The organism is Streptomyces spinoverrucosus (assembly GCF_006539505.1).
GTDB lineage: Bacteria > Actinomycetota > Actinomycetes > Streptomycetales > Streptomycetaceae > Streptomyces > Streptomyces spinoverrucosus.
Map to the genome: position 1 here is coordinate 39220 of NZ_BJND01000044.1, position 14327 is coordinate 53546.

The 14327-nt window shown below is 71.7% G+C and carries 15 protein-coding genes and 1 riboswitch; of the genes, 10 read left to right on the plus strand and 5 right to left on the minus strand.

The features are described 5' to 3' along the window. Positions 1-2 precede the first annotated feature (2 nt). Positions 3-1376 (plus strand): decaprenylphosphoryl-beta-D-ribose oxidase, encoded by a 1374-nt coding sequence (gene dprE1, locus SSP24_RS27715; RefSeq protein ID WP_141312444.1) that lies wholly within the window; start codon positions 3-5, stop codon positions 1374-1376. 30 nt (positions 1377-1406) lie between these two features. Beyond that, on the plus strand, positions 1407-2162 hold the full coding sequence (dprE2, locus tag SSP24_RS27720; protein ID WP_141312445.1) for a decaprenylphospho-beta-D-erythro-pentofuranosid-2-ulose 2-reductase: 756 nt from the start codon (positions 1407-1409) through the stop codon (positions 2160-2162). A gap of 4 nt (positions 2163-2166) precedes the next feature. Here the strand turns inward: dprE2 and SSP24_RS27725 are convergent, their stop codons facing one another. Then, positions 2167-2745, minus strand: a complete 579-nt coding sequence (locus SSP24_RS27725; RefSeq protein ID WP_141312446.1) for a 2'-5' RNA ligase family protein — start codon at positions 2743-2745, stop codon at positions 2167-2169. 285 nt (positions 2746-3030) lie between these two features. Continuing rightward, positions 3031-4044 carry a tryptophan--tRNA ligase gene (gene trpS, locus SSP24_RS27730; RefSeq protein ID WP_141312447.1) on the minus strand — a complete coding sequence of 338 codons (1014 nt, stop codon included), beginning with the start codon at positions 4042-4044 and terminating at the stop codon, positions 3031-3033. Positions 4045-4175: 131 nt separating this feature from the next. Between trpS and SSP24_RS27735 the strand changes: the two genes are divergently transcribed. The 4 genes from SSP24_RS27735 to SSP24_RS27750 all read left to right on the plus strand — a co-directional run bounded on the left by SSP24_RS27735 (position 4176) and on the right by SSP24_RS27750 (position 6932). Continuing rightward, positions 4176-4736, plus strand: coding sequence for an RNA polymerase sigma factor (locus tag SSP24_RS27735; protein WP_141312448.1), 561 nt, complete (start codon positions 4176-4178; stop codon positions 4734-4736). A 31-nt stretch (positions 4737-4767) separates the two neighbouring features. Continuing rightward, positions 4768-5715, plus strand: coding sequence for a hypothetical protein (locus SSP24_RS27740; RefSeq protein ID WP_373306783.1), 948 nt, complete (start codon positions 4768-4770; stop codon positions 5713-5715). A 318-nt stretch (positions 5716-6033) separates the two neighbouring features. Then, the gene (locus SSP24_RS27745; RefSeq protein ID WP_229865950.1) at positions 6034-6663 is read left to right on the plus strand and encodes a hypothetical protein; all 630 of its coding nucleotides are present in this window, start codon (positions 6034-6036) and stop codon (positions 6661-6663) included. Further along, positions 6660-6932 (plus strand): hypothetical protein, encoded by a 273-nt coding sequence (locus SSP24_RS27750; RefSeq protein WP_141312449.1) that lies wholly within the window; start codon positions 6660-6662, stop codon positions 6930-6932. The genes SSP24_RS27745 and SSP24_RS27750 overlap by 4 nt, the downstream gene beginning before the upstream one ends. Here SSP24_RS27750 and SSP24_RS27755 read toward each other — a convergent pair. After that, positions 6892-8340: a glycine hydroxymethyltransferase gene (locus tag SSP24_RS27755; protein ID WP_141312450.1), complete on the minus strand. Its 1449-nt coding sequence runs from the start codon at positions 8338-8340 to the stop codon at positions 6892-6894. The two genes, SSP24_RS27750 and SSP24_RS27755, sit on opposite strands and share 41 nt — an antisense overlap. Before the next feature lie 40 nt (positions 8341-8380). After that, a riboswitch (ZMP/ZTP riboswitch) is annotated at positions 8381-8472 on the minus strand. A gap of 93 nt (positions 8473-8565) precedes the next feature. Between SSP24_RS27755 and rocD the strand changes: the two genes are divergently transcribed. Next, positions 8566-9783: an ornithine--oxo-acid transaminase gene (gene rocD / locus SSP24_RS27760; protein WP_141312451.1), complete on the plus strand. Its 1218-nt coding sequence runs from the start codon at positions 8566-8568 to the stop codon at positions 9781-9783. Between the two features lie 23 nt (positions 9784-9806). Here rocD and SSP24_RS44330 read toward each other — a convergent pair whose 3' ends face one another. Then, a complete protein-coding gene (locus SSP24_RS44330) occupies positions 9807-11570 on the minus strand; it encodes an aminotransferase-like domain-containing protein (RefSeq protein WP_167529728.1) in 1764 nt (587 codons plus the stop codon). A 47-nt stretch (positions 11571-11617) separates the two neighbouring features. Between SSP24_RS44330 and SSP24_RS27775 the strand changes: the two genes are divergently transcribed. From SSP24_RS27775 to SSP24_RS27785, 3 genes are all read left to right on the plus strand, one after another. Then, entirely contained in the window at positions 11618-12124 is a 507-nt protein-coding gene (locus tag SSP24_RS27775) for a carboxymuconolactone decarboxylase family protein (RefSeq protein WP_141312452.1), read from the plus strand. Further along, on the plus strand, positions 12121-12567 hold the full coding sequence (locus SSP24_RS27780; RefSeq protein ID WP_141312453.1) for a carboxymuconolactone decarboxylase family protein: 447 nt from the start codon (positions 12121-12123) through the stop codon (positions 12565-12567). Before SSP24_RS27775 ends, SSP24_RS27780 begins: the two co-directional genes overlap by 4 nt. 62 nt (positions 12568-12629) lie before the next feature. Then, positions 12630-13370, plus strand: a complete 741-nt coding sequence (locus SSP24_RS27785) for an isocitrate lyase/PEP mutase family protein (RefSeq protein WP_141312490.1) — start codon at positions 12630-12632, stop codon at positions 13368-13370. Between the two features lie 3 nt (positions 13371-13373). Here the strand turns inward: SSP24_RS27785 and SSP24_RS27790 are convergent, their stop codons facing one another. Then, positions 13374-14327 (minus strand): ABC transporter substrate-binding protein, encoded by a 954-nt coding sequence (locus SSP24_RS27790; RefSeq protein WP_174864727.1) that lies wholly within the window; start codon positions 14325-14327, stop codon positions 13374-13376.

Here is a 14327-nt window from a genome sequence, read left to right on the forward strand (position 1 = left end):
CCATGCCTGCCGACACCGCCCCCCGCACCACCGTCGCTTCCGTCGCCGGGTGGGGCCGCACCGCTCCCACTACCGCCCGGGTGATCCGCCCCCGGACGTACCAGGAGGCCGTGGCGGCCGTCCGGGACTGCGGGGCTCGCGGCGGCATCGCGCGGGGCCTGGGGCGGGCGTACGGGGACGCGGCGCAGAACGCCGGCGGGGCGGTGCTCGACATGACGGGCCTGGGCCGGATCCACGCCATCGACGTCGGCGGCGGGACCGTCCTGTGCGACGCGGGCGTCTCCCTGCACCGCCTGATGGAGGTGCTGCTGCCGCTCGGCTGGTTCGTGCCCGTCACGCCGGGCACGCGGCACGTCACGGTCGGCGGGGCGATCGGCGCGGACATCCACGGCAAGAACCACCACGTCGCGGGCTCCTTCGCCCGCCACGTACCGTCCCTGGAGCTCCTCACCGCCGACGGCGGCATCCGCACCGTCGCCCAGGGCACGCCCCTCTTCGACGCGACCGCGGGCGGCATGGGCCTCACCGGCGTCATCCTGACGGCGACCGTCCGGCTCCAGCCGGTCGAGACGTCATGGATGCTGGTCGACACCGAGCGCGCCGACGACCTGGACGACCTGATGGCCCGACTGACGGCCACCGACCACCGCTACCCCTACTCGGTCGCCTGGATCGACCTGCTGGCCCGCGGCGCGGCGACGGGCCGCGCGGTACTGACCCGCGGCGACCACGCGCCCCTGGAGGCCCTGCGTGAGGGCACGCGCGCGCGTAGAGGCCCTCTCGCCTTCCGCCCCACCCGCTTGCCGCCCGCCCCCGATCTGGTGCCGGAGGGTCTCCTGAGCCGCCGCACGGTCGGATTGTTCAACGAACTCTGGTTCCGCACAGCACCACGCGCGCGTACCGGCCATCTCCAGAGGCTCTCCGCCTTCTTCCACCCCCTGGACGGCGTACCGCACTGGAACCGGATCTACGGCCGCGGCGGCCTCGTGCAGTACCAGTTCGTCGTCGGATACGGCCAGGAGGAGACCGTGCGCCGGATCGTGCGTCGCGTCGCGGCGCGCCGCTGCCCGTCCTTCCTGGCCGTCCTCAAGCGCTTCGGGGACGCCGACCCGGGCTGGCTCTCCTTCCCGGTGCCCGGCTGGACGCTGGCCCTGGACATCCCGGCCGGCCTGCCCGGCCTCGCCGCCTTCCTCGACGAGCTGGACGAGGAGGTGGCGGCCGCGGGCGGCCGGGTCTACCTGGCCAAGGACTCCCGGCTGCGCCCCGACCTGCTCACCGCGATGTACCCGAGACTCGCCGACTTCCGCGCCCTGCGCGCGGAACTGGACCCGCGCGGTGTCTTCACCTCGGACCTCTCCCGCCGACTCGGCATCTAGCCCGCCCCCACGTCGACCCCAGGAGCTGTCATGAAGGACGCCTTCGGTCTCCCCCAGTCCCTCCTCGTCCTCGGCGGCACGTCCGAGATCGCGCTGGCCACCGCCCGCCGCCTGATCATCCGCCGTACGCGCACGGTGTGGCTGGCCGGACGGCCCTCGCCCGCCCTGGAGGCGGCCGCCGACGGCCTGCGCGCCCTGGGCGCCGACGTGCACACCGTCGCGTTCGACGCGCTCGACCCCGAGTCCCACGAGACGGTGCTCGACAAGGTCTTCGCGGAGGGCGACATCGACATGGTTCTGCTCGCGTTCGGCATCCTCGGCGACCAGGCGCGCGACGAGCGCGAGCCGGTCAGCGCGGTGCGTGTCGCGCAGACCAACTACACGGGAGCGGTCTCGGCGGGCCTGGTCGCCGCCCGCGCGCTGCAGGCGCAGGGCCATGGCTCCCTGGTCGTCCTCTCCTCGGTCGCCGCCGAACGCGCCCGCCGCGCGAACTTCATCTACGGCTCCAGCAAGGCGGGCCTCGACGCGTTCGCCCAGGGCCTGGGCGACGCGCTGCACGGAACGGGCGTGCACGTCATGGTCGTACGCCCCGGATTCGTCCGCTCGAAGATGACCACGGGCTTGGAGGAGGCCCCTCTCTCCACCACCCCCGAAGCGGTCGCGACGGCGATCGAACTGGGCCTGCGCTGCCGCTCGGAGACGGTGTGGGTACCCGGATCGCTCCGTCTGGTGATGGCGGCGCTACGACACATCCCGCGCGGGGTGTTCCGGCGGCTGCCGGTGTAGCGGGCTAACGGCTGGGAATGGTGCCCCGCTCCACATGCCCCGCCTGCGGCGGCACCACCGCGCCGCCGAACGCGAACTCGCGCAGCTTGCGCCACACGCCGTCGCCGCCCTGTTCGTACAGGGCGAAGCCGGTGCAGGCCCACTCGGCCTGGTAGTCGGCGAGTTCCGCGAAGGCGCGGTCCATGGCCGCCTCGTCGATGCCGTGGGCGACGGTGACGTGTGGGTGGTACGGGAACTGCAGCTCGCGTGCCACCGGGCCGGAGCCGTCCCGGACCTGCTTCTGCAGCCACGCGCACACCTCGGCGCCCTCGACGACCTGGACGTACACGACCGGCGACAGGGGCCGGAAGGTCCCGGTGCCGGACAGCCGCATCGCGAAGGGGCGCCCGGCGGCGGCGACCTCGGCGAGGTACGCCTCGATCGCGGGCAGCTCCGAGTCGTCGACCTCCGTCGGCGGCAGCAGGGTGACGTGCGTGGGGATGCCGTGAGCCGCGGCGTCGCCGAAGCCCGCGCGCCGCTGCTGGAGCAGGCTGCCGTGCGGCTCCGGGACCGCGATCGACACACCGATCGTTACGGTCCCCACGTCGTCTCCTGTCGTCGTGTCGGGTACGGGTCTCAAGCGGGCACGGGTGGCCGCGGGTGCGGCCGTCCGGCTATCGACTGTACGGCTCCGGCTGTGCCGTGGGCAGCCGCAGCCGCAGTGATGTGCAGCGCTTGTGCGGTGTATGGGGGTACGGCCCGGGTCGCGGGTGTACGGCCCGGAGGTACGGGCGTACGGCCCGGAGGTACGGGCGTACGGCCCGGAGGTACGGGCGTACGGCCTGGGAGTACGGGCGTACGGTCCGGGAGTACGGGCGTACGGTCCGGCTCAGTGCTTGGCCGGGAGGAAGCCCACCCTGTCGTAGGCCTGTGCCAGGGTCTCCGCGGCGACGGCGCGCGCCTTCTCCGCGCCCTTGGCCAGGATCGAGTCCAGCGTCTCCGGGTCGTCGAGGTACTGGTTGGTCCGCTCCCGGAACGGCGTCACGAACTCGACCATGACGTCGGCGAGGTCCGTCTTGAGCGCACCGTAGCCCTTGCCGACGTACTTCTCCTCCAGTTCCGCGATTCCCGTCCCGGTCAGGTTCGAGTAGATGGAGAGGAGGTTGCTGACGCCCGGCTTGGCCTCGGGGTCGAAGCGGATCACGGTGTCCGTGTCGGTGACGGCGCTCTTGACCTTCTTCGCCGTGGCCTTGGGCTCGTCGAGCAGGTTGATCAGGCCCTTCGGCGTGGACGCCGACTTGCTCATCTTGATCGACGGGTCCTGAAGGTCGTAGATCTTGGCCGTCTCCTTGAGGATGTACGGCTTCGGGACCGTGAACGTCTGGCCGAAGCGGCCGTTGAAGCGCTCGGCGAGGTCGCGGGTGAGCTCGATGTGCTGGCGCTGGTCCTCGCCGACGGGGACCTCGTTGGCCTGGTAGAGGAGGATGTCCGCGACTTGCAGGATCGGGTACGTGAACAGGCCGACGGAGGCCCGGTCCGCGCCCTGCTTGGCGGACTTGTCCTTGAACTGGGTCATGCGGGACGCCTCGCCGAAGCCGGTGAGGCAGTTCATGACCCAGGCGAGCTGGGCGTGCTCGGGGACGTGGCTCTGGACGAACAGCGTGCAGCGCTCGGGGTCGAGTCCGGCCGCGAGCAGCTGGGCGGCGGCGAGCCGGGTGTTGGCGCGCAGGTCCTTGGGGTCCTGCGGGAGCGTGATCGCGTGTAGGTCGACGACCATGTAGAACGCGTCGTGGGTCTCCTGCAGGGCCACCCACTGGCGGACGGCGCCGAGGTAGTTGCCGAGGTGGAACGAGCCTGCGGTGGGCTGGATTCCGGAGAGCACGCGGGGTCGATCAGAGGCCATGCTCACCATTCTCTCAGGTCCTGGGGGCCGGTCCGGAACTGGTCGGAAACAGATGGGAACCGAACCGTCCCCGGCGGTGTAACAAAGGTGTGAGGACGCGGGAGGGGGGCCGCATCGTCGATGAGGTCGCGGTGATCGCACGCGTACGCGCCGGAGAGCCGGAGGCGTACGCGCAGCTGGTGCGGGCCCATACGGGCATCGCACTCAGGGCGGCCACCGCGCTCGGGGCGGGTGCGGACGCGGAGGACGTGGTGCAGCAGGCCTTCGTCAAGGCGTACTGCTCGCTGGGCCGGTTCAAGGACGGCGCGGCGTTCAGGCCGTGGCTGCTGGCGATCGTCGCCAATGAGACGAGGAACACAGTGCGTACGGCGGCCCGCCAACGCACGCTCGCCGGGCGTGAGGCGGCGTTCGTGGAGGCGGAACCGCTGATACCGGAATCGGTGGACCCGGCGGTGGCGGCGCTGGAGAGAGAGCGCCGTGCCGCGCTCCAGGCCGCCCTGGGCAAGCTCAGCGAGGAGCATCGCCTGGTCGTCACCTACCGCTATCTCCTCGAGATGGACGAGTCCGAGACGGCCCAGGCCCTTGGCTGGCCCCGGGGCACGGTGAAATCCCGGCTGAACCGCGCGTTGCGGAAGCTGGGGCGGTTGCTGCCGGATTTTCAACCTCGGGAAGGGGGTGATGAGCATGGGTGACGGGCGGATGCCGGACGACGGTGAGTGGCGGATGCCGGACGACGGTGACGGGCAAGGGGCGTACGAGGGTGACCGGCGGCGTGCGTACGGGCATGACGGCGCCGGGGACGCCGGAGGCGCCGGTGGGTACGGTCGGCGTGGAGACCCGGCCCGGCTGCCGGAGGAGCTGCGGGCCCTCGGGCGTTCGCTGGACGTGCCGGGTGCGGCGGACGGCGCCGAGACGATGGTCGAGCGGGTGCTGGGGCAGATACTCGCCGAGTGTGTGCCTGTCCCGGTGGCCGAGCCGCCGGGTGCCGCCGAGCGGCTGCGGGCCGTGCGGCGCTGGACGCGGATGCGCTGGCGTTCGCTGACCGCGGCGCTGTGCGGCCTGCTGACGGTGCTCGTGCTCACGCCCCCGGTGCGGGCGGCGGTCTTCGACTGGTTCGACTTCGCCGGAGTGGAGGTGCGCTACGACCCGTCGGCGATGCCGTCGCCCGGCGCAGAGGTCCCCGGTTGCGGTCGCTCGGTGTCGCTCGCCCAGGCTGAGGGCCGTGCCGGATTCGAGCCGCTGGTGCCGGAGGAGCTCGGCATGCCGGACACGGTCTCGGTGACGGGTGAACCGGGGGGACGATTCGTGGTGAGCCTGTGCTGGGGCGAGGACGGGCGCACGATACGGCTGGACCAGCGGCGCGCGAGCCTGGACATCAGCTTCGCCAAGACGGTGCGCGAACCGCCGGAATGGATCTCGCTGGGCCCCGACGCCTCGCACGATCCGGTCCTGTGGTTCCCTCGCCCGCACCTGCTGACCGTCTGGCTGGTGGACGCGAGCGGGGAGCGCTACACGCGCGAGGAGCGGACGGCCGGTCCGACGTTGCTGTGGTGGACCCGCGGCGCGGAGGACAAGGCCGTGACGCTGCGGCTGGAAGGGGTGGCGTCGAAGGAGCGGGCCGTGAAGATCGCGCGATCCATGGAGAGGCCGTCCGAGGTGTCCTCGCATTAGTTCCTCGCATCAGTTCTGAACCGGCCGGTCCGGAAAATGTGGGTTCCGGGTGGGAACCCAGGCGGTTCGGGCGGTGTACCAGAAGTGACATGCGGCTCGGAGACGGGCCGCACGGGGATCGCTCGACTGGGGGTTCGGATGAGTGGACATCAGGTCGGCCGCTCGGGAGATCGCTCGCGTGGACGCGGGCGAGGCGGCGGGGGCGGCTGGAGGGGCCGCTTTCGTGAACTCGCGGCTCTGACAGTGGCATTGGCGGCGGCGCTCGCCCTCCTGCTATGGGGCGCGGCGGCGCCCGCGTCAGCCGGAGGGCCGACCAGCGTGCTCCTGGTATCACCGGAGAGCACGGAGACGGCCTCGCTGTACTACTCCGACAAGGAGTACGGCGAGCTGGAGCGGCTGCTCGGCGCACCGGGCCAGGGCACACGGGACAAGCCGCCCGAGGCCGGCCTGACGGCAGCCCGCCAGATCAACGTCACGTGGATGGTCCACGACGTGACGCCCTGGCGCCTCGACCGGGTCTACCCGGCCGACGACGAGCGGGATGTCTGGATACACACGGCGGCGAACCTGGACAGCACGACGAACGGCACCTGGCACCGCGCCGATCATCCGGCCCAGTTGCGCGCCCTGCTCAAGAAGCTGGGTCTGATGGGCAAGGCTTCGCCCGACGGAAACCCAGCGATCTTCCCACCGGCGTGGGAGGCATACGGGCCGGACGAGGGCGCGAAGGGCTCGTCCGGCACTGCGGCCGACGCCACGGGCACGGCGCCCGAGGCGTCCCGGGCCCAGTCGTCAGGGTCGGGTGACGGGACGGACTGGTGGTGGGCGCTTCCGGGCGTGGCGGCCGGGGCCATGCTCGCGCTGGTCCTGCGCCCCTTCACCGCGCGACTGCCGTGGGGCCGCCTAAGGGGTGAGCCGGGGCCGAGGCAGGAGCTGCGGGACGTATGAAGGTCGGCGAAACGGACGGGGAGGTCGCCGGGGGCCGGCCCGGCCCGGTGATGGGTGATGCCGGGTGGGCGGTGGTGGGGCCGGCCGTCGGGTTCGCGGCCGGTGTCGGCGGCACCGTGCCGATACGCCGCGCGGCGGCCCGGCAGGGAGCCGGACCGCCGCGGGAGGAGCCACGCCAGGAGTTGATCGACCTGGACCTGTGCGGCCCGGGTGGCTTCGTCGTGGACGTCAGCCCAGGTCGATCTCCGGGTACAGCGGGAAGCCGGTGACGAGGTCGGTGGCACTGCGGGAGATCTCATCGGCGATCTTCGGGTCGAGGACGTGCTGCGCCTTGGACGGGGTGCCCTTGCTGGTGGTGCCGGGCTCGGTGGTGGTGAGGACGCGGTCGATGAGGGCGGCGACCTCGTCCATCTCGGCGGTGCCCAGGCCGCGGGTGGTCAGGGCGGGGGTGCCGATGCGGATGCCGGAGGTGTACCAGGCGCCGTTGGGGTCGGCCGGGATGGCGTTGCGGTTGGTGACGATGCCGGAGTCCAGGAGGGCGGCCTCGGCCTGGCGGCCGGTGAGGCCGTAGGAGTTGGCGACGTCGATCAGGTTGAGGTGGTTGTCGGTGCCGCCGGTGACGAGGGTGGCGCCGCGCCGCATCAGGCCGTCGGCCAGCGCGCGGGAGTTGTCGACGATGCGCTGGGCGTAGTCCTGGAAGGAGGGCTGACGGGCTTCGGCGAGGGCGACGGCCTTGGCGGCCATGACGTGCGGGAGCGGGCCGCCGAGGACCATCGGGCAGCCGCGGTCGACCTGGTCCTTGAGGGAGTCGTCGCACAGGACCATGCCGCCGCGCGGGCCGCGCAGCGACTTGTGGGTGGTGGTGGTGACGATCTGGGCGTGCGGGACCGGGTCGAAGTCGCCGGTCAGCACCTTGCCCGCGACCAGGCCCGCGAAGTGCGCCATGTCGACCATGAGCGTGGCGCCGACCTCGTCGGCGATCTCGCGCATGATCCGGAAGTTCACGAGACGGGGGTAGGCGGAGTAGCCGGCGACGATGATCAGCGGCTTGAACTCGCGGGCCTGGGCGCGCAGGGCGTCGTAGTCGATCAGGCCGGTGGCGGGGTCGGTGCCGTAGGAGCGCTGGTCGAACATCTTGCCGGAGATGTTCGGGCGGAAGCCGTGGGTGAGGTGGCCGCCGGCGTCCAGGGACATGCCGAGCATGCGCTGGTTGCCGAAGGCCTGGCGGAGTTCGGCCCAGTCGGCCTCGGAGAGGTCGTTGACCTGGCGGACGCCGGTCTTCTCCAGGAACGGGGCCTCGACACGGTCGGCGAGGACGGCCCAGAAGGCGACGAGGTTGGCGTCGATGCCGGAGTGCGGCTGGACGTAGGCGTGGCGGGCACCGAACAGCTCGCGGGCGTGCTCGGCGGCGAGGGACTCGACGGTGTCGACGTTGCGGCAGCCGGCGTAGAAGCGGCGGCCGACGGTGCCCTCGGCGTACTTGTCGCTGAACCAGTTGCCCATCGCGAGGAGGGTGGCCGGGGAGGCGTAGTTCTCGGAGGCGATCAGCTTGAGCATCTCGCGCTGGTCGGCGACCTCCTGGCCGATGGCGTCGGCGACGCGTGGCTCGACGGCGCGGATCACGTCGAGGGCGGAGCGGAAGGCGGTGGACTCGGTGGAGAGGGGCTGCTCTGACATCTCGGCCTCCGGGCGGCGTGGCTTAAGCGGTCACGGTTCACGGTTCGGCCCAGGCGCACGGCACTCGATCACTGCTCCAGGCCGCTCCCCGATGGTCGGTCCCATCCCAGCGCGCCAGTCACGGCCCGGTGATCAGCCTACCGGGCGCGCCGGACGGTCCGGTTCCCCAGTCCACCATGCGAGCGACGATAAGAAGGGGGTCCAGCCTCATGTTCGGGAGTTGCCGTGACCGCTACGGAAAGCCTCATCGCCAAAGCCGAAGCGCACAGCGCGCACAACTATCACCCGCTGCCGGTGGTCGTCTCCTCGGCCGACGGGGCGTGGATGACGGATGTGGAGGGCCGGCGCTATCTGGATCTGCTGGCCGGTTACTCGGCGCTCAACTTCGGGCACGGCAACCGGCGGTTGATCGAGGCGGCGAAGGCGCAGCTGGAGCGGGTGACGCTGACGTCGCGGGCCTTCCATCACGACCGGTTCGCGGCGTTCTGCACGGAGCTGGCGGAGCTGTGCGGGATGGAGATGGTGCTGCCGATGAACACGGGCGCGGAGGCGGTGGAGTCCGCGGTGAAGACGGCCCGCAAGTGGGGGTACCGGGTCAAGGGCGTGCCCGCGGAGATGGCGAAGATCGTGGTGGCGTCGGGCAACTTCCACGGCCGTACGACGACGATCATCAGCTTCTCCACCGATCCGGAGGCGCGGGCGGACTTCGGCCCGTACACGCCTGGCTTCGAGATCGTGCCGTACGGGGATCTGACGGCGATGCGGGCGGCGATGACGGAGAACACGGTCGCCGTGCTGCTGGAGCCGATCCAGGGCGAGTCGGGGGTGATCGTGCCGCCGGCCGGCTATCTGCCGGCGGTGCGGGAGCTGACCCGGGAGCGGAACGTGCTGTTCGTCGCGGACGAGATCCAGTCGGGGCTGGGGCGGACGGGGCGGACGTTCGCGTGCGAGCACGAGGGCGTGGTGCCGGACATGTATGTGCTGGGCAAGGCGCTGGGCGGTGGGATCGTGCCGGTGTCGGCGGTGGTGTCGTCGGCGGAGGTGCTCGGGGTTTTCCGGCCCGGGGAGCACGGGTCGACGTTCGGCGGGAATCCGCTGGCCTGTGCGGTGGCGCTGGAGGTGATCGCGATGCTCCGGTCGGGTGAGTACCAGGCGCGGGCGGCGGAGCTGGGCGAGCATCTGCACCGGGAGCTGGCGGCGCTGACCGGCACGGGGCGGGTGACGCAGGTGCGGGGACGCGGGCTGTGGGCGGGGGTGGACATCCATCCGAGGTTCGGCACAGGGCGGGAGGTGTCCGAGAAGCTGATGGACCGGGGGGTGCTGGTGAAGGACACGCACGGATCGACGATCCGGATCGCGCCGCCGCTGGTCATCGCGAAGGAGGACCTGGACTGGGGGCTGGCCCAACTGCGCGGGGTGCTCGGTGTGCAGGGCTCTGTCTAGGGGGATCACGTGCGCCATGGGGCTCAGGGCAGCGCCCTGCACAGGGCGTCCAGGGTGCCGGTCCAGGCGTGGTCGGGTGGGGTGCCGTAGCCGACGACCAGGGCGTCGAGGTGCTGGGCCTCGGCTGCGGGGTGACGGTAGCGGGAGAGGCCGTGGACGGCGACGCCCTGCCAGTTGGCCGCGCGGACGACGGGTTGTTCGGTGCCGGGCGGGAGTTGGAGGACGGCGTGCAGACCGGCCGCGATGCCGGTGGCGCGGACGTCGGGCGCGCGCTCGGCGAGGGCGGCGACCAGGTCGTCGCGGCGACGCCGGTAGCGCAGGCGGGCGGCGCGGACATGGCGGTCGTAGGCGCCGGAGGTGAGGAACTCGGCGAGGGTCAGCTGTTCGAGGACGCCGGTGGCAGAGCTGCCCGCGTGCCGCATGACGTCCGCCACCAGCGAGGGCGGCAGGACCATCCAGGCCAGCCGCAGGCCGGGGACGAGGGATTTGCTGGCGGTGCCGAGATAGACGACGTGGTCGGGGTCGAGGTTCTGGAGGGCGCCGACGGGCTGGCGGTCGTAGCGGAACTCGCCGTCGTAGTCGTCCTCCAGGATCAGCCCGCCCGTCCGCCGGGCCCACTCCACGACGGCGGCCCGCCGCGCGGGGTGCAGGGCGACGCCCATCGGGAACTGGTGCGCCGGAGTCAGCAGCACGGCCCGCGCGGCGGCGAGGTCATCACGGAGGCCGCCCTCGCCGGCCCGCCCTGCGGCGGGGCGGGGAGCTGCGCTCCGGTCGTCGCTGGGTGTCCGACGCCCGTCGGAGCCAGCGGCCTCCGGCCACGCCGAGCCGGGAGCGCCACGCCCGGCAGAGCCAACGGCTCCCTGACCCACCGAGCCACCAGGCCCGCGCCCAGCAGCCCCCGGTCCCGCAGCGCCAGAAGCCCCACGCCCAACAGAGCCAACGGCTCCTGACCCCGCCAAACCACCAGCCCCGCGCCCGGCAGAGCCCACAGCCCCCAGTCCCGCCGAGCCAGAAACCCCCCGCCCGGCGGAGCCGTCAGCCTCCGACCGCAAGGAACCGGAGGCACCAACCTCCGTCGCCCCTTCAAGGGCCCCCGGCAACGTGCCGTGTGCGTCGAAGGGGAGGGGGACGGTGCGTAGGCCGGTGCGTTCTACGAGGTTCCAGTGGACGTCGAGGCCGTAGGACTCCACGGCGAGGGTGCGCAGGCCGCGGGCGTGGAGGACCTCGGCGAGGAGTTTCAGGCCGTGGGAGAAGCCGGCGCAGACGAGGATGCGGTCGGGGTCGGCTCGTACGCCGCGGGCGCGGGAGAGGTAGTCGGCGAGGGCGGTGCGCAGTTCGATGCGGCCCCGGGGGTCGCCGTAGCCGAGGGCGTCGTTCGGGGCGGCGGTGAGGGCGCGGCGGGCGGCCTTGAGCCACTCGGCGCGGGGGAAGGAGGCGAGGTCGGGGGTGCCGGGGACGAGGTTGTGGGCGGGGCGGCCGGGTTCGCGGTGGTGCGGGGACGCACGGTCGGGCGGTGGCAGGACGGCGCGGTCGGCGACCCGGGTGCCGGAGCCCTGGCGGGCGGTGAGCCAGCCCTCGGCGACGAGGTCGGCGTAGGACTCGGCGACGGTGTTGCGGGCGATGCCGAGGTCGGCGGCGAGCGAGCGGGAGGAGGGCAGCCGGGTGCCGGGGGCGAGGCGGCCGGTGCGGACGGCCTCGCGCAGGGCGTCGGTCAGACCGCGGCGCAGGCCGGGTCCGGAGGGTTCGATGTGCAGATCGATGCCCAAAGTGGCCCGAGGTTTCGCCATGGAAATGGACCATACCCCTGGGCTGCCTCGCTCGTAGGGTCGAGGGCGTGACTACGACAGAAGACACCACAGCCGTGCAGTACGCCCCCGAGCTCACCCCGCGTCTGGAGTGGGCCAAGCTCGTCCCCGACGTCTACAAGGCGATGATCCGGCTCGACACGGCGGCCCGGCAGGGCCTGGACCCGACGCTGTACGAGCTGGTGAAGATCCGCGCCTCGCAGATCAACCACTGCGCCTTCTGCATCGACATGCACACCAAGGACGCCCTCGCGGCGGGCGAGAGCGTCGAGCGGATCGTGCAGCTGAGCGCGTGGGAGGAGTCGCGGCACTTCTACACCGAGAAGGAGCTCGCGGCCCTGGAGCTGACGGAGGCGGTGACCGTCCTGACGGACGGGTTCGTGCCGGACGAGGTGTACGAGCGGGCGGCGCGGCACTTCGAGGAGACGGAGCTGGCGCAGCTGCTCGCCGCGATCACGGTGATCAACGCCTGGAACCGGTTCGGCGTGACCTGCCGTATGACGCCCGGTCACTACCAGCCGGGCCAGTACAAGTGACGGCACGGACCACGTACCTGGACGCCGGGTTACGCGAGGCGATGCGGGCGCTGAGCGCCGCCGCGAAGCAGGGCCTCGGCGACCCGGCGCTCGCCGAGCTGGTGCAGATCCGTGCCTCCCAGATCAATCACTGCGCGTTCTGCCTCGACATGCATCTCGCGCTGGCCCGCAAGCACGGGGTGAGCGAGAGGCAGCTCGATCTGCTGGCCGCGTGGGAGGAGGCGGAGGAGCTCTTCGACGAGCGCGAGCGGGCCGCGCTCGCGCTGACGGAGGCGGTGACCGTGCTGACGGACGGCTTCGTGCCGGACGAGGTCTACGAGCGGGCGGCCCGGCACTTCGAGGTAACCGAGCTGGCGCACCTCATCGCCCTCATCACCGTGATCAACAGCTGGAACCGGCTGATGGTGTCCCGACGGATCCCGCCGGGAAGCGTGGAGTGGTGACCAAAGCAGAAGTGACCAAAGCAGAAGTGACCAAAGCAGAATCAGAAGTGACCAAAGCAGTGGTGACCAAAGCCGACACGTTCCGCGCCCTGCACCGTCGGCCCGACCCGGCCGACCCCCTGATCCTCCCGGGCCCCTGGGACGCGGCGAGTGCCCGCGCCCTCGTGGACGCCGGTTTCCCCGCGCTGGCGACGCCCAGCGCTGGGGTCGCCGCCTCGCTCGGGTACGAGGACGGGGAGACACCGGCGGACGAGATGTTCGCGGCGGTCGCCCGGATCGTGCGGGCGGTGGACGTACCGGTGTCGGCGGATGTCGAGGACGGGTACGGGCTCCCGCCGAAGGAGCTGGTCGAGCGGCTGCTGGAGACCGGCGCCGTCGGCTGCAATCTGGAGGACTCCGGCCAGGGCGGCCTCAAGGACCCGCACGCGCACGCCGAATGGCTGGCCGAGGTGCGGGCGGCGGCGGGCGACCGGCTGTTCATCAACGCGCGCGTCGACACGTTCGTACGGGGCGTCAAGGACCCCGAACGGGCCATCGAGCGCGCCGCGTTGTACATCGCCGCGGGCGCCGACTGCGTGTATCCGATCGACGCCCCGCTCGACGTACTGCCGCTGCTGCGGGCCGGGATCGAGGGGCCGATCAACGTGTTTGCACGGCTGGACGGCGAGGGCCCCTCGAAAACCGAGCCCACCGAACTCGCCGAACTCGGCAGACAAGGAGCCACCCGCATCACCTTCGGCCCCGGCCTCCAGCGCAGAGCCACTCACGCGCTCCGCGACATCGCGGCGGCCCTCAAGAAGTGAGCCTCAGGACAGCCACTGCTTCCACGTGGACTCGTGGCTGTCCACCCACTTCTTCGCCGCCTCCTCCGGGCTCAGCTTCTGCTCGGCGATCATCAGGGACACCTCGTTCTGGTCCTCGGTCGTCCAGTTGAACTTCTTCAGGAACCGAGCCGCCGCCCCACCGTCCTTCGCGAAGTCGGCGTTCAGATACTTCTGCAGCGGCGTGTGCGGATAGGCGCAGGCCACCTTCGCCGGGTCCGCGTCGCAGCCCTCCTTGTACTCGGGCAGCTTCACCTCGGTCATCGGGACCTTCTTGAACAGCCACTGCGGCGTGTACCAGTACGTCAGGAAGGGCTTCTTCGCCTTCGCGAACTGCTTGATCTGCGTGATCTGCGCGGCCTCCGAACCGGCGAACACCACCTGGTAGTTCAGGTCCAGGTTCGTCACCAGCGCCTTGTCGTTGGTGACGTAGGACGGCGAGCCGTCCATCAGTTGGCCCTTGCCGCCGCTCTCCGGGGTGCGGAACTGGTCGGCGTACTTGTTGAGGTTCTTCCAGTCGGTGACGTCGGGGTGCTGCTTCGCGAAGTACGTCGGGACGAACCAGCCGATGTGCCCGGTGACCCCGAGGTCGCCGCCGTTCACGATCGTCTTCTTGTCCTTGACGTACCGCTGCTCCTCCTCGGGGTGCCCCCAGTCCTCCAGGAGCGCGTCGACGCGGCCCTGGCTGAGGGCGTCCCAGGCGGGGACCTCGTCGATCTGGACGGTGTCGACGCGGTAGCCGAGTTCGTGTTCGAGCAGGTACTGGGCGACGGCGACGTTGGCCTGCGCGCCCACCCACGACTGCACGGACAGGGTCACGGTCTTGGCGCCCCGCGCGTTCGCGAAGGGCGAGGCCTGCTTGGTCATGTCGGCGGCACCGCAGCCGGTGGTCACGGCGAGCAGTGCCACCGCCGCCATGACGCTCGTACGCGTACGCAT